Annotated in this window: 22 protein-coding genes and 1 riboswitch; of the genes, 7 read left to right on the top strand and 15 right to left on the bottom strand. The window is 44.9% G+C overall.

Annotation, left to right across the window (positions count from 1 at the left end; translation table 11 throughout):
- The 13 genes from QVP35_RS16610 to cobA form a co-directional block, all read right to left on the bottom strand.
- On the bottom strand, positions 1-148 hold a 148-nt coding region (locus QVP35_RS16610), incomplete at its 3' end, for a hypothetical protein (RefSeq protein WP_334290784.1).
- Entirely contained in the window at positions 141-728 is a 588-nt protein-coding gene (locus QVP35_RS08515) for a V-type ATP synthase subunit E (RefSeq protein WP_006567002.1), read from the bottom strand. The genes QVP35_RS16610 and QVP35_RS08515, both read right to left, overlap by 8 nt.
- A gap of 24 nt (positions 729-752) precedes the next feature.
- Positions 753-1,061 (bottom strand): V-type ATP synthase subunit F, encoded by a 309-nt coding sequence (locus QVP35_RS08510; protein ID WP_009289651.1) that lies wholly within the window; start codon positions 1,059-1,061, stop codon positions 753-755.
- A gap of 3 nt (positions 1,062-1,064) precedes the next feature.
- Positions 1,065-1,490: an ATP synthase subunit C gene (locus QVP35_RS08505; RefSeq protein WP_009289652.1), complete on the bottom strand. Its 426-nt coding sequence runs from the start codon at positions 1,488-1,490 to the stop codon at positions 1,065-1,067.
- A 29-nt stretch (positions 1,491-1,519) separates the two neighbouring features.
- Positions 1,520-3,448, bottom strand: coding sequence for a V-type ATP synthase subunit I (locus QVP35_RS08500; RefSeq protein ID WP_009289653.1), 1,929 nt, complete (start codon positions 3,446-3,448; stop codon positions 1,520-1,522).
- Entirely contained in the window at positions 3,445-4,494 is a 1,050-nt protein-coding gene (locus QVP35_RS08495; protein WP_022261028.1) for a V0D/AC39 family V-type ATPase subunit, read from the bottom strand. Before QVP35_RS08495 ends, QVP35_RS08500 begins: the two co-directional genes overlap by 4 nt.
- Positions 4,495-4,497: 3 nt before the next feature.
- Positions 4,498-4,809, bottom strand: coding sequence for a hypothetical protein (locus QVP35_RS08490; protein WP_022261027.1), 312 nt, complete (start codon positions 4,807-4,809; stop codon positions 4,498-4,500).
- 115 nt (positions 4,810-4,924) lie between these two features.
- Positions 4,925-5,584 carry an HAD family hydrolase gene (locus tag QVP35_RS08485; protein WP_009289657.1) on the bottom strand — a complete coding sequence of 220 codons (660 nt, stop codon included), beginning with the start codon at positions 5,582-5,584 and terminating at the stop codon, positions 4,925-4,927.
- 1 nt (position 5,585) lies between these two features.
- Positions 5,586-6,245 carry a ribonuclease H1 domain-containing protein gene (locus QVP35_RS08480; RefSeq protein WP_006567009.1) on the bottom strand — a complete coding sequence of 220 codons (660 nt, stop codon included), beginning with the start codon at positions 6,243-6,245 and terminating at the stop codon, positions 5,586-5,588.
- A gap of 114 nt (positions 6,246-6,359) precedes the next feature.
- Positions 6,360-6,614 carry a hypothetical protein gene (locus tag QVP35_RS08475; protein ID WP_009289659.1) on the bottom strand — a complete coding sequence of 85 codons (255 nt, stop codon included), beginning with the start codon at positions 6,612-6,614 and terminating at the stop codon, positions 6,360-6,362.
- Between the two features lie 110 nt (positions 6,615-6,724).
- Positions 6,725-7,063 (bottom strand): helix-turn-helix domain-containing protein, encoded by a 339-nt coding sequence (locus QVP35_RS08470; protein WP_022261025.1) that lies wholly within the window; start codon positions 7,061-7,063, stop codon positions 6,725-6,727.
- A 422-nt stretch (positions 7,064-7,485) separates the two neighbouring features.
- Positions 7,486-7,770 (bottom strand): cysteine-rich small domain-containing protein, encoded by a 285-nt coding sequence (locus QVP35_RS08465; protein WP_006567013.1) that lies wholly within the window; start codon positions 7,768-7,770, stop codon positions 7,486-7,488.
- Positions 7,767-9,281, bottom strand: coding sequence for a uroporphyrinogen-III C-methyltransferase (gene cobA, locus QVP35_RS08460; RefSeq protein ID WP_022261024.1), 1,515 nt, complete (start codon positions 9,279-9,281; stop codon positions 7,767-7,769). Before cobA ends, QVP35_RS08465 begins: the two co-directional genes overlap by 4 nt.
- A 66-nt stretch (positions 9,282-9,347) precedes the next feature.
- A riboswitch (cobalamin riboswitch) is annotated at positions 9,348-9,528 on the top strand.
- Positions 9,529-9,678: 150 nt separating this feature from the next.
- Here cobA and QVP35_RS08455 point away from each other — a divergent pair.
- From QVP35_RS08455 to QVP35_RS08425, 7 genes are all read left to right on the top strand, one after another.
- The gene (locus QVP35_RS08455; RefSeq protein ID WP_009289663.1) at positions 9,679-10,440 is read left to right on the top strand and encodes an energy-coupling factor ABC transporter permease; all 762 of its coding nucleotides are present in this window, start codon (positions 9,679-9,681) and stop codon (positions 10,438-10,440) included.
- Complete coding sequence (locus QVP35_RS08450; RefSeq protein ID WP_009289664.1) at positions 10,430-10,762, top strand: energy-coupling factor ABC transporter substrate-binding protein; 333 nt, start codon at positions 10,430-10,432, stop codon at positions 10,760-10,762. Before QVP35_RS08455 ends, QVP35_RS08450 begins: the two co-directional genes overlap by 11 nt.
- Positions 10,752-11,525: a cobalt ECF transporter T component CbiQ gene (cbiQ, locus tag QVP35_RS08445; RefSeq protein WP_009289665.1), complete on the top strand. Its 774-nt coding sequence runs from the start codon at positions 10,752-10,754 to the stop codon at positions 11,523-11,525. The genes QVP35_RS08450 and cbiQ overlap by 11 nt, the downstream gene beginning before the upstream one ends.
- A complete protein-coding gene (locus QVP35_RS08440; RefSeq protein ID WP_009289666.1) occupies positions 11,522-12,364 on the top strand; it encodes an energy-coupling factor ABC transporter ATP-binding protein in 843 nt (280 codons plus the stop codon). Before cbiQ ends, QVP35_RS08440 begins: the two co-directional genes overlap by 4 nt.
- 26 nt (positions 12,365-12,390) lie before the next feature.
- Entirely contained in the window at positions 12,391-13,167 is a 777-nt protein-coding gene (locus QVP35_RS08435) for a sirohydrochlorin cobaltochelatase (protein WP_009289667.1), read from the top strand.
- A 177-nt stretch (positions 13,168-13,344) separates the two neighbouring features.
- Complete coding sequence (locus QVP35_RS08430; protein WP_009289668.1) at positions 13,345-14,667, top strand: MATE family efflux transporter; 1,323 nt, start codon at positions 13,345-13,347, stop codon at positions 14,665-14,667.
- A gap of 152 nt (positions 14,668-14,819) precedes the next feature.
- Positions 14,820-16,151 carry an MATE family efflux transporter gene (locus tag QVP35_RS08425; RefSeq protein ID WP_009289669.1) on the top strand — a complete coding sequence of 444 codons (1,332 nt, stop codon included), beginning with the start codon at positions 14,820-14,822 and terminating at the stop codon, positions 16,149-16,151.
- A gap of 89 nt (positions 16,152-16,240) precedes the next feature.
- Here the strand turns inward: QVP35_RS08425 and QVP35_RS08420 are convergent, their stop codons facing one another.
- On the bottom strand, positions 16,241-16,882 hold the full coding sequence (locus tag QVP35_RS08420) for a CatB-related O-acetyltransferase (RefSeq protein WP_009289670.1): 642 nt from the start codon (positions 16,880-16,882) through the stop codon (positions 16,241-16,243).
- A 106-nt stretch (positions 16,883-16,988) separates the two neighbouring features.
- The coding region (locus tag QVP35_RS08415; protein WP_288187823.1) for an ABC transporter permease at positions 16,989-18,628 on the bottom strand (1,640 nt) is incomplete at its 5' end.

Below are 18,628 nucleotides of genomic sequence, written 5' to 3'. Positions count from 1 at the left end.
CCGTAGCCGCATTCTTATCCAGGGAGATCACCTCTCCCACCAGTTTCTCCGGTCCCACATAGACCATCTCGGACATTTTAAAGCCAATGTCTCCCTTCACGTAGATGACCGGTCCGTTGATTCCGTATATACGGCCTGTCTCAGACATTTTTCTCACCTCCCCGGAACAGAAAATCCGCGTATTCTTTCTCAAGTGCCCGGCTGAAAGAACGGTCAATCAGAATATTTTTGGTCCGGATGACTGCCCGGATTCCGCCGGTAAAATCTTCGCTGCTGACCGTCAGCAAAGCTCCGGTCCTCTCTTCTATGGCTTCCTTTAACTCTCTGTCCGAAGCATTGATATAGATCACAGTCTCCTCCCCGTCAGCATAGAGCATGGCTTCTCTGACCTGGCGGCTGAGAAGATCCAGGTATTCCCCGGTTTTCATATAAATCTTCAGCAGTTCGCGGACCCGTCCAAAAAGTTTCTTTTTTAACTCTTCCTGATATTCATTCAGTTCTCTCCTGAGCCTTATCTGATACTCAGAAATATCTCTGTTCTGCCTTAACCTGATTCGGGCTTTTTCATTCCCGATCCTGTTCTCGGCCTGCATCTTCATTTTCTGCTGATGTTCCGACAATCTGTGAGACAGAAAATCCGCATGTCCTTTGATCAGGGCATTTCCCTCGGACCTTGCCTCTTTCATAGAAACCCTCTGCAGGTTCTGGATTTTTTCTTCCAATGTCATTTGGGGTCACCTTCTTTGCAATCCTTAAAGCTTCAGTCCAATGGCTTCATTTACATACGATGTGATAAAGTCTTTTCTGCGTCCGGTTCCGTGGCGGTCAGGAATCTCGACAATCAGGGGCATTTTCCTGTTCAGTCTGATCTCGTCGATGATCTCGGGAAATTCCCTGCCAAACTTTTCCGTGAGCAGCACAATGCCGATCGTGCTGTCGGTCATGACCTTCTCAAGTGCACGGGAGAGTTCCTCTCTTTCATGGACAACGATGCCGTCCACGCCGGCAAGCCGCATTCCTGTGCAGGTGTCGACATTATCACTGATCAAAAACATTTTCATGGCTCACAGCTTTCCCAGGATCATAAAGGCGATGACCAGCCCATAAAGGCAGATTCCTTCCGCCAGCCCTGCAAAGATCAAAGATTTACCGAAAATACTGCTGTCCTCACTGATGGCGCCGAGAGCAGCGCTTGCGGCGCTGGCCACGGCAATTCCTCCGCCGATGCCGGAAAGACCAGTAGAAAGAGCCGCTGCCAGATATCCGATCCCGGCCGATGGATTGCCGGAGGCCGAAGCCGCCTGCACTCTTTCGGGATAAAGCATAACCACTGCGGCAATCAGAAGAGTGCCGAAGAAAAAGAAAACATTGACTCCCAGAGCCTTCTTATATCTGGATTTCTTTTTCTGCCCTAACAGAAAGTATCCGAACGGTATTAAAACGCTTAAAATCAAGGCTGCAATCAGCACAAGCTTTGTTAATGTATTCATAGTGAAGACCTCCTTTGATCCGATGTGTCCTATTTGGTTTTATGTCTGTACGGCCGGAATTCCGTTCCGCCTCCCTGATAAAAGCGGCTGAATATTTCATAATATTCGAGTCTCAGCACCTGGATGCCCACGATGAGTCCTTCCATCAGACAGACAAACAGGTTTCCGAATACGATCACCGCCCAGTTGATATGCCCTTCTTCCGCTCCGGACAGCATCATGACGACTCCCATCATGGCTCCGTGGCTGACAGCAAACGCTCCGATCCTCACAAAAGACAGAGTGTTGGAAAAGTAGCTTAACAGTGTCTCAAATAATTCAAAAAATGCCTGGACGAAAAACATAAGCTTCCCCTCTTTCAGTTCTGGCCTGTGTCTTTTCAGCATGCCGGAGAGGGGTTCCTTCAGTGCGATCATAAGCAGCGGAATGCCGAACATGACAGCCAGTATGACCGTTCCCGGCATCCTGCGGCCCGTGACAAACATAAATACTGCCAGGAGTACAGAGCCATAAAACAGAAGTCCTGCGGCTCCGCTGGCTCCAAACAGTGATTCTCCCAGATCACCGGCTCGTACAGAAAATATAATGTGCAGGATCATGGTCAGAAGAATCAAAAATGTTCCAAAAATAATCGCCGCGATGAAGACCGTATTCATCTTTCCGATACCCGGAACATTCATCATTGCCTCCTGGGGCTTCAGCCATCTGGCCTGTATAATATTCTCAAATCCAAAAAAGCTTCCGTACATCCAGCCGAAAAAGGAAGAACAGACGCCGGCAGCCGCAATGATCCCGGCCAGGTCAGCCTTTTTTGTCAGATAGAGCAGCATACCTCCCGCAAAAAGACATAATCCCTGTCCCAGATCTCCGAACATGATGCCGAAAATAAGAGGATACGTCATCGCAATAAAGATCGTCGGATCAATCTCGTTGTGAGAAGGCAGTCCGTACATTTTCACAAACATTTCAAATGGCCTGAGCACCTTTGGATTGTGCAGTTTCGTAGGGGGCTCTCCGAAGTAATCCTCGTGTTCATCCTCCACCATTAAAAACAGCTTTTGGTCGTTCTTAATGTCTTCGGTAAAACTTTTGACGTCTTCTTCTGACATCCAGCCGCATAAAATATAAAAATTCTCGTGTTTGTCCTCCACACATGCCGCCATCTTCCTCACGTCAAAATTTGCCGATAAAGCCGCTAAGGTTTCCCTGGCGGCATAAATCTTATCAGCATTTTCATTTAATTCCTGTTCCAGCTTCTTATTCAGCTTCTTTTTTTCCTCTGTTAGAATAGAGAGTTTTCGGTTCAGGTCGTCACAAGCCTCCTCCGGAGTTCCGATGAACTCGTCCGGAATAAAAATCCTCTCAAAGTGAAGAGACTTGAAAATGGCATCAATCTGTTCCGATTTGGACCTGGACGTAAAATATACCCCATACCCATAGCTGTTATTTCGTACCCCTTCGACGAAGATCACATCCGGATTGTGTTCGATGAACTCCAGCATCTTTTCGAAGTATTCCAAGGGTGCCCGTCCGAAACGGAATTTCACGAATTGAAAGTGAAACACTTCTCTCAGTACAAACTGCATGGGGCGGAATGGTTCAATCATTTTTATTTGCTCGGTGAGATTCTTTTCCTCAAGTTCCAGTGCTTCTTTTTGGGCCTCAATACTGCGGCAGATGTTTTCGGTCTGGGATATGATCCTGAGTGCCTGGTCAGAAGTCAGACCAGGCAGATCCTGAGTTTTTGGAACACTCAGAAGCTCTGCGGCTTTATCGGCCTGTTCCAGAGGCTTTTTATAAGGGTTTGTATCTGTGAACGGCTGCAGGTTATCAACCGTCTTTAATTCCGACAAGGCATTTTCAAGCTGAATCTCATATTTTGACAGATAGTCGTTGGTGACTCTGTCGATGTCGCGCTTTGGTCCTGTGAGTGTTATAAACTTCATCTTAACAATCATACCCCGATCACTCCTTTCACATAGCCTGCCGTCTGTTCAGGAGGCAGGCCGTAACGGACACGTTCCATAATGGTGATCAGTCTCTGTATCTCTTCTTCCTTATAAAAGAGATATGCGGTGAGGCTTGCGATAGAATACGGATCTCTGCGCCTTTCCGTCAAATACAGGCGGCGGAGACATTCGCGGTACATCTGCTCAATGGAAGCTATATCTTCTATCCGGTACCGCTTCCCATAAAAACTTCCCGTGACCTCCGCCTTAAATTCCTCAATTTCTGACACTTCTGTGAGTTTTTTCAATTCCTCCGCATGAATATGAAAATGTATTGGAATCAGCAGCGCATAGATATCCGCAGGCTGCATCTCATAGTACTTCTTGGATCGGTAGATCCACTGCAGATTCAGAAGATCTACCTGTGTGCCTGCCTCTTTCGTGAAAATCTCCAGTTCTTTCTTTTTTAAGATTTTTTTCTTTTCCCTCCATATGGAGGAGAAATAATAGAGATTCAGTGCCAGATCAAAATCAAACAGTGTCTGTGCCCCTGCATCCAGTAAATTTGAGAGCGGACCGTAATACTCCGTATCCCGAAGTCCTTCCACCAAATCTTTCATATTTTTTGATCCGATCAAACGATCGATGGAAATCTGAGAATATCGGTCAAAAAATCGTTTCTTATAATCCAGGTCAAAAGGTTTTTGATAATGATTAAAAATAATCCGGAAACAGTAATTGATCAGTTCCACCTCATATCTTTTTAAATATAATTTGAGGAATCTGCGCTGTTCCAGTCCTGAAAACCGGTACAGCTTTGTATAATCTTCATAAAGAGACTGTACCAGAACCTTTTCTATATTCCCGCGGTGAAGATCTGCCTCATCCAAAAGAGAAAGGATATCCCTGTAGGCCGGATATCCTTTCAGATGGCCCACGATTTCAGGGACACTGAAAAGCTCTGCCAAAAACTGAAAATCTTCATCCCTTAACAGCTTGGCTCTCATGGCACGTATCTTAGTAACAAGAGCGCTGTATTTTATCATACTTCCCATAGGCTATACCCCGCTGATGCGTTCTAAAATCTCCCTGGCATACTGCTCCCCTCTCTGCTCATATTCCTTCTTCAGCTGAAGGATCTTTGATTCATGATTTTTTTTCAGCTGTTCCTTTTCAGCGGATACTTGGCTCTCTGCCTGTTTTGATACTTCTGTAAGCCTCTGCTCCGTCACAGCCTTTAATTCCTCGTCAAATTTTGTCTGTTTCCGCCGCATTTCCTGTTCAAGCTCATCCTTCTCTTCCTCTGCATGTTTTACGATGGCGGCAGCGGCACTCTCAATTTCAGCCAGCCTGTTTACAATCGCATCCATCTTCACGCCCCCTTTTAAAGTCAAAATGTTTTTTTCATTATACACCTAATGCATAAAAAAAGCATCTGAAAACCCAGAGATGTTTCTCTGTTTTCAGATGCATATTTCAGACGGATTATTTTGAGAGCAGGATGTTAATCAGACCTTCTTCGTCTGACACTGTATAGTCCGGAGATGTCTTGCCGTCCGGCAGAATATCCTGTCTCCGGTTCAGCCAGATGCTCTTCCAGCCGGCAGCAATGGCTCCGCATATATCTGTGGCATAGGTATCACCTATAAACCATGTATCCTTCATATCAAGTCCGAATCTCTGCTCCGCGAGTTTAAAAATCCCGGGGGCCGGTTTGCGGACTCCCTCATCCCCGGATACAATGATATGGCTTCTTGGTATCCATTCTTCCAGATGAAGACTCTTTACTTTGTTCCACTGAGCACGGGAGAATCCATTTGTTATAATTCCGGTGAAAATTCCTTCTTGTCTGCAAAATTCCAGAACGTTTTTCATTCCTTCTGTCAGCGTAATTTTTGTCTGTTCTCCCCGGTAAACTTCATGAAATTCCATCACCTCTGACTCTGTAATCTGAATCCCGAATTTACTGAAAGCTTTGCGGATTCTGTCAACAACAGGGATGTCGTGAATTCTTCCTGCCAGAAATAAGTCTATGGAAGGAATGGAATATTTCTCTTTAAAAACCTTGTCGCATGCGCTGCAAAATGGTATGGATGCATCATAGAGTGTGTCATCCACATCGAATAGTATAGCCAATATCCCCACCTCACTTTTTCTTTTGATTATTTTGCGGCATCCACCGGCCTGATCCGTCTGAAACAAAGCTTCCGTCACCGATGCCAAGCGCAGACTTTGCAAGCATATCTGCCTTGTCATTGTATTCATCATTGGAATGCCCTTTTACCTTTACAAACCGTACCTGAAGCCGATCCTTCACACTATCGTAGAAGGAACGGTAGGCTTTCGTTCCCTCTTTTTTTGCTGCCCACTCCCCGGTACACCATTTTGCGATTCCCTCATAGTCATAGTAAATGGCCAGTTTTTGATAGCCGCTGTCCACAGCATACTGCATTGCCTTTTGAGCACCCTTGATCTCGCCGGCTACATTTCGCATAGCGGCTAACGCAGGATCTGCATATTTTTCGGCAAAATACAAGTCTCCCTCTTTTTTTCTGAGGACCATGCCATATGAAAATTCTTTTTTGCGATGGTCATAACTCCCGTCTACATAGGCTGTCAGTGTCTGACCGTCGATCTCTATATCCTGCCCGGCTGAAGAATTAAGAAATGCCTCAGCCTCAGCCAATGCAGGAAAGCTTTTAAACTGAGCACAAGGAAATCCGGAAACCTGTGCCTGACAATCCTTCCATGTGCGGTAAATTCCCGGGTTGCGTCCTTGTCTGACTGCATAAAATTTGTTTGCCACGATGTAAGTCCTCCATATTTTTTCCGCTTTTTATTATAACAGAAACAGGAAGTATCTGAAAGTACAGATACCCCCTGCCTGATTGCCGATATTTTAATGATAAAAGATGAAGTTTTAGTTATTCGACAAATTCACAGAAAAACTGTATGTAGCATTTGCTTTGGCAAGGACCTTCTGTTTTACAGAACAATCGTCGATCAGATAGGAAAATTCTTTCATGACATCCCATAAGTCCCTTGCCTCCTGACCACTTAATTCGGTTGTACGGTCATTCAGTAATTTCCCTACTGCGGCTGCGGTCTGCCTCACATTTTCTGTGCTAAAATCATTTCCAAGCAACTCTAAAAAAACTTCAGACATATATTTCATATTTGCTCCTTTTATTATCTTAAAAGTAACACTGCTCATGCTTATAGAGTAAAGCAAAATTCTGAAAAAGTCTATTCTTTTCGACAGACATAAAATGAAAGAATCCGTCTCTATTCGACAGAATCTCCGTTCATACTTTTCTTAAAAGTGTCCAGCAAATCTGACAATATACGTTTTTGTTTGGGAGTCAAACTTTCTACTTTCAGGAGAAGTTTGTTTTCACTCTCAATTATTTCCGGATCAAATTGATCTTTTAATATTTCATTTGGTGCTGTTTTTAATGCCTGACATATTCTGATAAACAGAGGCAGACTTGGAAGCCTGATCCCTGATTCTATCTGCCTGATGTGTCCGGCATTTACATCACAAATTTCTGAAAGAGCTTCGGAAGTCAGCCCTCTTTCTTTCCGAATCTGGTTAATCCTCTTACCCAACAATCTGCGTTCCATGTTCATGGCTCCAATCGGTATTATTTTCTCTCTCTCATATCCTTTCACAGCCTTATCTATAAGGTTTTAACATACATGTATTTCATTATATACAAAAGGTTTCCCGTTTCACTAGATGCGTAGACGTATGTATTATAATCTCTCAGCACACAAAACAGATGGATATGAACATGCTTCTTCTTTTATGTCGAATTTTGTCATCCATTTTCTGTTTACAAGATTCATAGAAAAGCCGTCTATCAAACGTGACAGGAACAGGATATCAAGATGAAAATAAATCTATGAGTCATCGGGAGCTCAGCTTTTGCAGCCATGACTGCAGAGCAGGACACTATTATGGAAATAATGGGGAAGGATATGTTAGATATACCGGCTTCATAAGAGGAAATCGGAACAATGAATGCGGAACTGAAAAGGAAAGATTATTCCTGCTGCTGATCTTTGGAAAAATTCATTGCAGCGGCAATCTCAGAAAATTTCCCGGTAATATAGCCATAATTTTCTCTTTTATGGGGAATTATGCACTGACTGCAGTCTTTCACGCCGTTTTTTAAATTAAAACTGCCGCCGCAGTTCTCCCCAAGCATATAGAGCGGACAGTAACAAAAAAGACAATTAAAGTTTTCAATATCATCTGTTTCATGGCATGGAAAATACTCACAGTCTCTGTGCCGGAAAAATTGATAGTTTTTTTTCTCTCTCTTCATAATTTACTTCCTGTCTGATGTTCTGAAACGAGGCGGACGAGACTTTCGGCCGACGCCTGCTCTGCAATATATACCTTCATTCCAACTTCTTCTGCCGCCCGGGCAGTCTGCTCTCCGATGCATGCTGCCTTCATTCCTTTGATGCACGTATCCGCCACTGCAGCCGCAAATCCCCGGACTGTGGAAGCGCTTGTAAAAACTGTCCAGTCGATCTCTCCCGATTCGATCATTTCTTTTACAGGGACCAGCTGCCAATTCTCATATTGAGTGTCATAGATTCCTATATCATCTGTCTGAATTCCGGGCTTTTTATGAAGAATCCGTATCATTTCCTGATTTCCCGAAGCTGCCCGCGGTATCAGGATGTGCTCCGTACCTGTAAGTCTGTCCGCGAGTGTCCCGGCAAGAGAAACTCCGTCATAATGTTCGGGTACCAGATCACAGAACAGGCCTCTCTCTTCCAATGCATTTTTTGTGCCTGCACCGATGGAGGCTATCCTGCAGGAACCAAGGCTCCTGATATCTTTCTTCTGATGTTTCATTTCCTCAAAGAAGATTCTGACTCCGTTGACGCTTGTGAACACGATCCAGTCATAAGAATTGATCTTCTCAAGAGCCATGGAAAGTTTCCTCTGGTCTCTTACCGGCTCTATACTGATAGAAGGCATTTCCAAGACTTCTGCCCCCTGATCTCTGAACATGGCAGCTGTCTTTTTGATAAGCTCCTTCGGGCGTGTGAGTAAAATGCGGCATCCCGCCAGAGGGAGGTCTTCATACCAGGCAAAATCTTTTGAAAATCTGCATACCTGTCCGACGACAATGACCGCAGGAGTCTTTATCCGGCTTTTGCACACGGCTTCCGGAAGTTCACGAAGCGGCGCAGCAACTCTTTTCTGTCCTGCCGTGGTTCCCCTGGAAAGCACGGCAGCCGGCATCTGAGGGTCCATTCCCGCAGAGATCAGGGAGTCAGCGATATCCGGAAGTGATGAAATTCCCATCAAAAACACCAGAGTACCTTTTGTTCTCACGAGAGCTTCAAAGTCGATATCATATTCTGAACCTGTTTTTTTGTGTCCGGTTATGATATGAACGGAAGAACTGAAATCCCTGTGAGTCACCGGGATACCGTTATATTCCGGCACCGCGATCGGTGAGGTGATGCCAGGAACGATTTCAAATGGAATCTGGTGTTTTTTTAACAGTTCCAGTTCTTCTCCTCCCCTGCCGAACAGGAAGGGGTCTCCTCCCTTCAGCCGCACGACAAAACGGCCTTTTTGAGCTTCTTTAAGAAGCAGCAGATTGATTTCTTCCTGAGGCATCGTGTGCTGTCCGGAACGTTTTCCGACATAAATGTAATCAGCTGTTTTGGGAAGTGCCGATAATATTTCGGTGCCGATCAGGCTGTCATAAATGATCACATCTGCCTTCTGCAGCACCTCCGCCGCTTTTATCGTCAAAAGGCTGATGGACCCGGGCCCTGCGCCCACCAGCCATACCTTTCCAGTCTTCATCGGTAATTTCTCCTTTTTATTTCCATCATAGCATATTGACAAGGTTCTAACAACTCGATAAAATGGGAGAAATTGAATGTTTACAGGTGCCTTTTATAAAGGAGAATAGGAAAGCGGGTGAGATTCCCGCACGGTCCCGCCGCTGTATAGGAAGAGCTGCATTTCAATCATGTCACTGGGAAACTGGGAAGGCGGAATGCGGCAGTGAGGCCTGAGTCAGAAGACCTGCCGTAAACATGCGATTTACACCGGTCTGCGAAAGACAACCGTTGTAGAATATATCGTCGAAGGAGCCGCGTCCTTCTGCGCCTATATTCGATGCGCCAGCATACCTGGTGTTTTCGGTGCTGCAGTTTTTTACACCGAGACACAGCGAAGTGAATCGAAAGGAGCAAACATGAAAAACTATCAAAAAATCATTGTAACCGCTGCATTGGCGGCGGCTGTCATCTTTGGCTTCGGCCGCACAGCCAGCGCCATGCACATCATGGAGGGGTATCTTCCTCCTCTGTTCTGTATCGCCTGGGGAGTTCTGAGCCTTCCGTTTTTAGCCGCAGGATTTTTTTCCATCAAAAAGACGGTCAGCAAAGACCGGCGGCTGATGACGATACTTGCTATGTCAGGAGCATTCATCTTCGTTATCTCTTCTTTAAAAATCCCCTCTGTCACAGGAAGCTGTTCCCACATGACCGGTACCGGACTTGGCGCCATTCTGTTCGGACCTCTGGCTGTAAGCATACTGGGCATCATCGTTCTGATCTTCCAGGCAGTCCTTTTAGCCCACGGCGGATTGACGACTCTTGGAGCCAACACTTTTTCTATGGCAGTCGCAGGGCCGTTTTTATCCTTCGCAGTGTATAAGATCTGCCAAAAATGCGGGCTGAACCGCCGGATCAGTGTATTTTTGGCCGCAATGCTTGGAGACATTTTTACATACTGTATTACCAGTGTTCAGCTGGCACTTGCATATCCTTCAGAACAGGGCGGCTTTTTGGCTTCTGCAGCAAAATTTCTCGGAGTCTTTGCTCCGACCCAGCTCCCTCTTGCCATCGTAGAAGGAATTCTGACCGTTGTGATCATTATCGCTCTTGAATCCTATGCCCGTCCGGAACTCAAGATTCTCAGCTTCATCAAGGAGGGACATGCATATGAAAAGTGATAAGAAAAAAGTAATCATCCTGCTTTTCATGGCCGCCTTTATTGCTGTGGTACCTCTGTTTGCCTTAAAAGGCGCCGAGTTCGGAGGCTCTGATGATGCGGGCAGTGTCATGATATCAAAGATTGAGGGAAAGGAATATCAGCCGTGGTTCACTCCTGTGCTGGAAACCTTTATTGACGGAGAACTTCCGGGTGAAGTGGAAAGCCTCTTGTTCTGTGTACAGACCGGGATTGGTGTCGGGATCATTGCCTATAACCTGGGACGTTTAAGGGAACGGAAGCGCCTCCTTGCTGCGGCAGAGGCGGCAAACGATGCTGATTGACCAATACTGTCACCGGTCCGGGCTCAGAAAAGTAAATGTCATGGAAAAGTTCTGCTTTTCCATGACAACGCTTCTGCTCTGTATCCTCAGCAGATCTTTTTCTGTTTCGACTCTGGTCATTCTAAGCCTTGGCTGGCTGACGGTAAAAAAAGGCGGCATCTCTGTCCGCCGGTATATAAAGCTGATGCGTCTTCCTGCGGTCTTCCTGCTCTTGAGCACGCTGGCGATCCTCTTTAATATTTCCAAAACTCCTCTGGATGCATATGCAGTGCCGGCAGGTTCCTACTATATAACAGGAAGCTGGGAGTCGCTGATCTTCGGTTTCAGGCTGATACTCTCAGCTCTTTCTGCAGTATCCTGCTTATATTTTTTGTCTCTTTCCACCCCGGTGACTGACTTGATCGGCATTTTAAAGAAGCTGGGCTGCCCGGCTCTGCTCATAGAACTGTTTATGCTTATTTACCGGTTTATTTTTGTCTTATTGTCGGAGGCCACAGCCATCAGGATCTCCCAGGAGGCAAGGCTTTCCAACCGGAATTTCAAGACATCAGTCCATGCATTCGGAGGTATGGCTTCCGCCTTGTTCATGAAAGCAATGAAGCGTTCCGGCAGATTATTTGATGCCATGGAATCCAGATGCTATAACGGGAACATGCGGGTCCTTTTAGAGGACTATCCTCCAAAAAGGAAAGAAATTATTTACATCATAATGTTTGAACTTCTTCTGCTGTCTCTCATAATAGGAAGGAAAATTTACGGATGAAGATGGAATCTATTATAAAAGCCGATAATCTGTATTTTACTTATGACGGAGAGAATACTCCGGCGTTAAACGGGCTTTCCCTGGATATTCAAAAAGGCAAAAAAATCGCAGTCATGGGAGCCAACGGTTCCGGAAAATCTACTTTCTTTCTCTGTCTGAATGGAATTTTAAAGCCTCAAAAGGGAACTCTGTCTTTTTGTGGAACACCATATTCCTATGATAGGAAAAGTCTGTTAGAGCTGAGGCACAGGATTGGAATTGTATTTCAGGATCCCGATAACCAGCTGTTTTCGGCCAGTGTCCTGCAGGAAATCTCCTTCGGCATCTTGAATCTTGGAGCTGACAGCGAAACGGCTCTCAAAGAGACGGAAAAGATCATGGATGCTCTGGATATCACAGAGTTGAAAGACCGCCCTACCCATATCCTGAGCGGAGGGCAGAAAAAACAGGTTGCCATTGCTGACATCCTTGTCATGCATCCTGATATTGTAATCCTGGATGAGCCGGCTGCGGCTCTGGATCCTAAACATACGGCCCTGGTAAACGGAACCATAGATCAAATGACAGAAGCCGGATTGACTGTTCTGATCTCAACCCATGATCCGGACTATGCTTTCTCATGGGCGGACCAGATTATATTATTCCATCAGGGCAGAGTTCTGAAATCAGGATCTCCTATAGAAGTATTTTCTGATCAGGCAGCCCTTACCCTCACCAATCTGTCTCGGCCCGCCGTACTTTCTATGTATGGAAGTCTTTGCCGGAAAAAAATAATAAATACTGGAATTCCGATTCCCAAGAACCTTATGGAGCTTGAACAAATAATTGAAGGAATCTGAAAAATATCTGTCTGCGGAGGAAATAGATGAAGAAAAAAGCGATTTTAGCTGTCAGTTTCGGGACAAGCTATGAAGATACACGAAAAAAAACGATCGAAGCGATCGAACATACACTGGAACATCATTTCCCGGATCACAAGATGTACCGGGCCTGGACCAGCCGTATGATCCTTGAAAAAATAAAGATAAGAGACGGCATCCATATTGATTCTGTGCCGGAAGCCATGGCGCACATGAAAGCCGACGGCATTACGGATGTGATCATCCAGCCCACCCATGTCATCAATGGTGTGGAAAATGACCGGATGAAAACAGACGCGCTTTCCTTCCGGGACTCTTTTCATTCTATTGTCTTCGGGGCACCTCTTCTCTCATCGGAATCCGACAATGAAGCGGTTGTAAATGCGGTGGCATCGGAATTTTCGTGGATCACTGACAAAGATGCCCTGGTTTTGATGGGACACGGAACTACTCACTATGCCAATACTGTCTATGCTGCCCTTGACTACCGGTTCAAGGATATGGGGTTTAAAAATATCTTTCTGGGTACAGTAGAAGCCTTCCCAAGCATGCAGTCCCTGATGCGTATGGTAAAAGAATACCAGCCGAAGAAAGTCATTCTTACGCCTTTTATGATCGTAGCCGGAGATCATGCAAGACATGATATGGCGGGAGACGACCCGGATTCCTGGTACTCTCAGTTTGTGTCGGCAGGTTATCAAGTAGAATGTGTCATGAAAGGACTCGGAGAATATGACGGGGTCAGGGAGCTGTTTGCCGAACACGCGAAATCGTGTACCTAGATATTGACTTTCTCAGTCAATATGATATTATCTATAAAAATAGCATAAATGTTAATTACCGCCGGGTAACGTCTTATTCATTCCAGTAGGCCTTTGTTGGAATGAGTAAGGCGTTTTTTATTCCATAGGGAAGTCCTGCGGGGATGTACACAAATGCATAAGGAAGGTATATACCATATGAAAGAGATGTCATGTTTTAAAGTTTTTTTGAAGTATTCTTCGCTCAATGTACTGGGTATGCTGGGGCTGTCTTTTTATATTCTGGCAGATACTTTTTTTGTCTCCAGGGCATTAGGGGCAGATGGACTGACCGCCCTGAATCTTGCAATTCCGGTTTACAGCTTTATAAACGGCAGCGGATTAATGCTCGGAATCGGAGGAGGAACAAAATATTCAATTTTAAGAAGCCAGAAAAATAAAGTCAAAGCGAATCAGGCATTTACAAATGCTGTGGTTTTGACGGGAATCGTTGCAGGTATCTTCTGCCTGCTTGGTATTTTCTGCTCCGGACCTATGGTCAGAATGTTGGGAGCCAACGAATCCGTGTTCCAAATGACAAAAACTTATTTACAGGTTATTCTGCTGTTTGCCCCAATGTTTATGGCAAATAATCTCTTGCTGTGTTTCGTAAGAAATGACGGAAATCCTCATTTAGCCATGGCAGCTATGATCTGCGGAAGTCTATCTAATATTATTTTGGATTATATCTTTATATTTCCGCTCGGAATGGGACTGTTTGGGGCAGCGTTTGCCACCGGACTGGCACCGGTAATCAGCATTTTGATTTTGTCCCCTTATCTGATCAATAAAAGAAATCAGTTTCATTTAAAGAAATGCAGGCTTTCGGCAAACCTGCTGCTTGACATTTTTTCAAGCGGACTTCCGTCTTTGATCACGGAAGTTTCTTCCGGTATCGTGATCATTGTATTTAATATGATCCTGCTGCGCATAGCGGGGAACATCGGCGTCGCGGCCTATGGTGTCATCGCGAATCTGTCGCTGGTTGTCATGGCAGTCTATACAGGCATCGCACAGGGGATACAGCCCGTCTTAAGCAGCAATTACGGTGCCGGAAACCATAAAAATGTTACTGCGATTTTACGTTACGCCGTCACTGCGGTTATTGTAATCTCCGCCTGCGTTTATCTGTGTATATTTTTCGGTGCGGAACCGATTACCAGAGTCTTTAACAGCAATCACAATAAAACACTTCAGGATATCGCAGCCGCAGGACTGAAAATATACTTTACCGCCTCTGTATTTGCAGGTTTCAACGTTGTGGCTGCCGTCTACTTTACTTCCACGGAATACCCGCGGCCGGCACACATCATATCAATTCTCCGGGGATTTGTCATCATCATTCCTATGGCTTTTTTGTTATCTGCCCTGGGAGGCATCACTGGGGTTTGGGCGGCCTTTCCCACGACCGAGCTGCTTGTCAGTCTGATTGGAATGATCCTGCTTTTTCAATTTCATAAAGTAAAGAAAGAAGATTCTTGACATTAGGAATTCGTCTGTTATAATATGAATTGCTCGGAGGGCAAATCATTTGGATGATAGGCCGGACAAGGGTATAGATTGAATGATCAATCTGTTCCCTGTCCGGCTTTTTTACGTCTAAAATTATCATTTATTTTCAGGAGGATCACAGTATGGATTTTTTAACAGGAAAAATCAGACCACTTTATTTTAAATATTTATCAGCTGCTTTCTGCAGTGCACTGATAACTTCTGTCTATTCTGTTGTAGATATGGCCGTGGTAGGACAATATCAAGGCCCGGAAGGTACAGCTGCTCTTGCCGTAGTTGCCCCAATATGGAATATCATTTACAGCCTGGGACTGCTCATGGGGATTGGAGGATCGGTAATCTTCAGTACCTTAAAAGGACGAACAAATCTTAAATCACGTGACGAAAATGAATATTTTTCTGCTTCCGTCATTGGTTCCGTTTTTTTAGCTGTAGCTGCATGGATCATTCTAATCTTTTTCGGCAAAGAATTGTTGGTCTTCTTCGGAGCAAAAGGCAGTTTTTTAGCGCTGGCAGAAACCTATATCATACCAGTTAAATTCGTACTGCCCTGCTTCTTACTCACACAAATGCTGGCAGCTTTTTTAAGAAATGATCAAGCTCCGCTCCTGGCAGCCATTGGTGTATTATCCGGCGGACTCTTTAATGTATTTGGAGACTACATTTTTGTCTTCGCCTTTGACATGGGAATCTTTGGAGCCGGATTGGCCACAGCGATTGGTTCTGTCATATCATGTGCTGTAATGCTGTCTCATTTTTTTACAAAAAGAAATACATTAACTTTTGTAAAGCCCAAACGCTTGCTCCATAAGCTAAAAGAAATCAGTGTGGTTGGGTTCTCAACATTTTTTGTTGATATTGCCATGGGTATTATGACAATCCTGTTTAACAGACAGATCATCAAATACTTAGGGGTAAACGCCTTATCCGTCTACGGGGTTATCGTTACCTTAAGTACATTTGTACAATGCTGTGCATACAGTGTCGGACAAGCTTCCCAGCCTATTATTTCTGTCAACTTTGGGGCAGCACAGGGACATCGGATAAAAGAAACGTTAAAATATGCTTTGTACACAGTTATATTTTTGGGAGTTTTCTGGACCCTGTTAATGCAGCTTTTTCCAAATACATTTATTAAAATATTCATGACACCTGCCGGAGGAATATTAAAAATTGCACCTGATATTATGAGGTGTTACGGGCTTTCTTTCCTGCTTCTCCCTTTTAATATTTTCTCAACGTACTATTTTCAGGCGTTATTGAAACCCAGAGCCTCTTTTATTGTCTCAGTAGCCAGAGGACTTTTTATCAGCGGAGGTTTCATTATGATACTTCCTTTCATAAACGCTGATTACCTTTGGTTTACAATGCCTCTGACCGAATCCATCGTTGCAGTGTTTGCCATAGCTGCAATGATGCATTTCAATAAAAATTTATCTGTAAAAGGGCGATAATATCTTACCCTAAGTACTTAAAAAACCCCGGTATAGCTTTCCCTTGCTATACCGGGGTTTTCAGATAAATTCTCCAACAGATATCTTCGTCATTTCAGCCGATTTTTCAGACCTCTGATATCTCCGGACTGAATATACGGGATTATCTCGGAAATTTGCTCTGCGGGCCAGTCCCACCATCTGATCTCCTGAAGGAATACAGTATCTTCTTTAGAAAACCTGCTTCGAATTGGCTTTGCCGGAGTCCCGCCGACAATCGTATAGGGCGGTACGTCTTTTGTCACGACTGCGCGGGTGCCGATTACTGCACCGTCACCGATCGTCACACCCGCCATGATAACGGCTTCAAAGCCGATCCATACATCATTGCCCACGACGACATCTCCCCTGTTGTCCCAGGACTGTTCCGGCGTAATGCCGTGTCCCCACTCTTCACCGAACAGCGGAAACGTATAGCCGGACAGAGAAGACAGAGTATGATTCGCACAGTTCATCAAAAATTTTGCTCCGCACGCGATGGAACAAAATTTTCCGATATACACTTTGTCGTGATTGATCGGATAATGATACAGCACATTATGTTTCTGAAAATCTCTCGGATCATGGACAAAATCGTTGTAAATTGTAAAATCACCGACTTCTATATTCGGACAGTCGATCACATTTTTTAAATAAATTGTCTGGCTGTCGCCGGTTCTTGGATAAATTTTTTTAGTATCTGGAATCGTCATAACACTTCTCCTATCTTTGCTTCGTGTTTTCCCTAGACCATTCCAGTGACTGCAATACACAATTTCATAGAAAGTCACCCCTTTCCAGCCTATTATATCACAGATTTTATTCTTTTGCCTTTAATGCCTCCACCATGTTGATGCAGGGAATTTTTCTGGATACAATGCGGCTGATCATCCATGAGAGGATCAAGGTTCCTGCGGCGCCAAACAGCCATGAAGTCCATCGGATAAAGACCGGGATATCCATAGATTCCTGAACGGTGGAGAGCAGATAACAAAGCATTCCATATCCAGCCGGCAGTCCCAGGAGAATTCCGGCCGCGCATACCCACACGTTCTGCTGGATCATCACAGTCCTGATCTGACGGTCGGGAAAGCCAAGAACCTTCAGTGTAGCAAATTCCCTGTATCGTTCCATATATGACAAAACACCCAGATTATAGAGCATGACACTTCCTAAAAGCACAGCACCAAAAACCAAAATTCCTATGATTATAACCATTCCCTCCATCATCCCCTCCATGTTTTTTGTCAGGTCAGCCTGAAGCGAGATGGTACACTGACCCTCATAGTTTCCAAAACCATTCTCCGGTATCTTTCCAATGACGGCTGTGGGCCTGAACTTAAGTCCGCTGTCCAGATAATCTCGTCTCATCATCGTGATTCCCTGAGAGACCGGTGTCCGGATCACTGCCTGTACTTTAGAACAGATTTTTTTATCCTGTCCGGCAGCCTTCCAGGCAACCGTATCCCCCTTTTTGATCCCAAAGCGGTCTGCCGTCTTTTTAGAAACTGCAATTCCGTTCTGAAGATCGGTAAATTGGCTGAGACTCTCTGCAAGCTTTAAATAGCTGGCCGACTCCTGTACCGTCATGCTCACTTCATGTTCTTTTCCGTTCCTTATGAGAAGCGCCGTGCCTTCCTGAAGATACTCTCCATCGGTTCTTCGCAGCAATTCCTCCCGGCCTCTTTCATCAGGCAAATCTGTAATCTTGCATTCATATGACTGCTGCTTATGAAACGTCCAGTCAGAGAGGCTGACGAAGGTATCGTATAAAGAAAATGCGCAGAACAGAAGCGCTGTACACCCTAAAATTCCACAGAGAGTCATAAAACTTCTCATCCGGTTTCTTCCAATATCCCTGAGATTCCATCGGCTGGAAAAGGAAAGACACCTCGGTATTTTCATGCAGTTTCTTATGCGGTACTTTGGCTGCGTTTCTTCTCTGAGGCTTTCTGCCGCTGTTCCTTTCAAATAGGTCCTGCAGACAGAAAAACTGATAAAAAGACAGATCAAAACGCACCCTGCCGGCAAAACCGCATAAACTGCCGGAAGGCTTCCTCCCCATTCAGGAAGATGATACATATTTTTTAAAAACCGGTAGATCAGATCCGGCAGTACCCGATAACCTAATATATATCCGAGTCCTGCTCCCAAAACACAGATCAGCGCAGTATGGGATAGATAATGGACCGTCAGTTTCTCTTTGGTAAAGCCCAGCGCTTTCAAAATCCCGATCTGTGTCCTTTGATTTTTCAGCATCCGGTGCATAGTCGTAGATGTGATCATCAAAGCGATAAAAAGAAAGGCCATGGAAAATACCGTTCCGATAGACTGGTGCTGCTTGATCTCATCGGTAATCATAGAGACAGCCGGATGGTCTTTCGCATAAACGGTCGTGATTTGCCTGTTTTTATAAATGATTCCCGCGATATTTTCCCTGCGGGCTGATTTTGAAGTCC

Source organism: Anaerostipes sp. CAG:276 (genome assembly GCF_000432215.1).
In the GTDB taxonomy this organism is placed as follows: domain Bacteria; phylum Bacillota; class Clostridia; order Lachnospirales; family Lachnospiraceae; genus Anaerostipes; species Anaerostipes caccae.
Note: the sequence above shows the minus strand (reverse complement) of the source record. Positions and strands in the feature narration are given on the sequence as shown.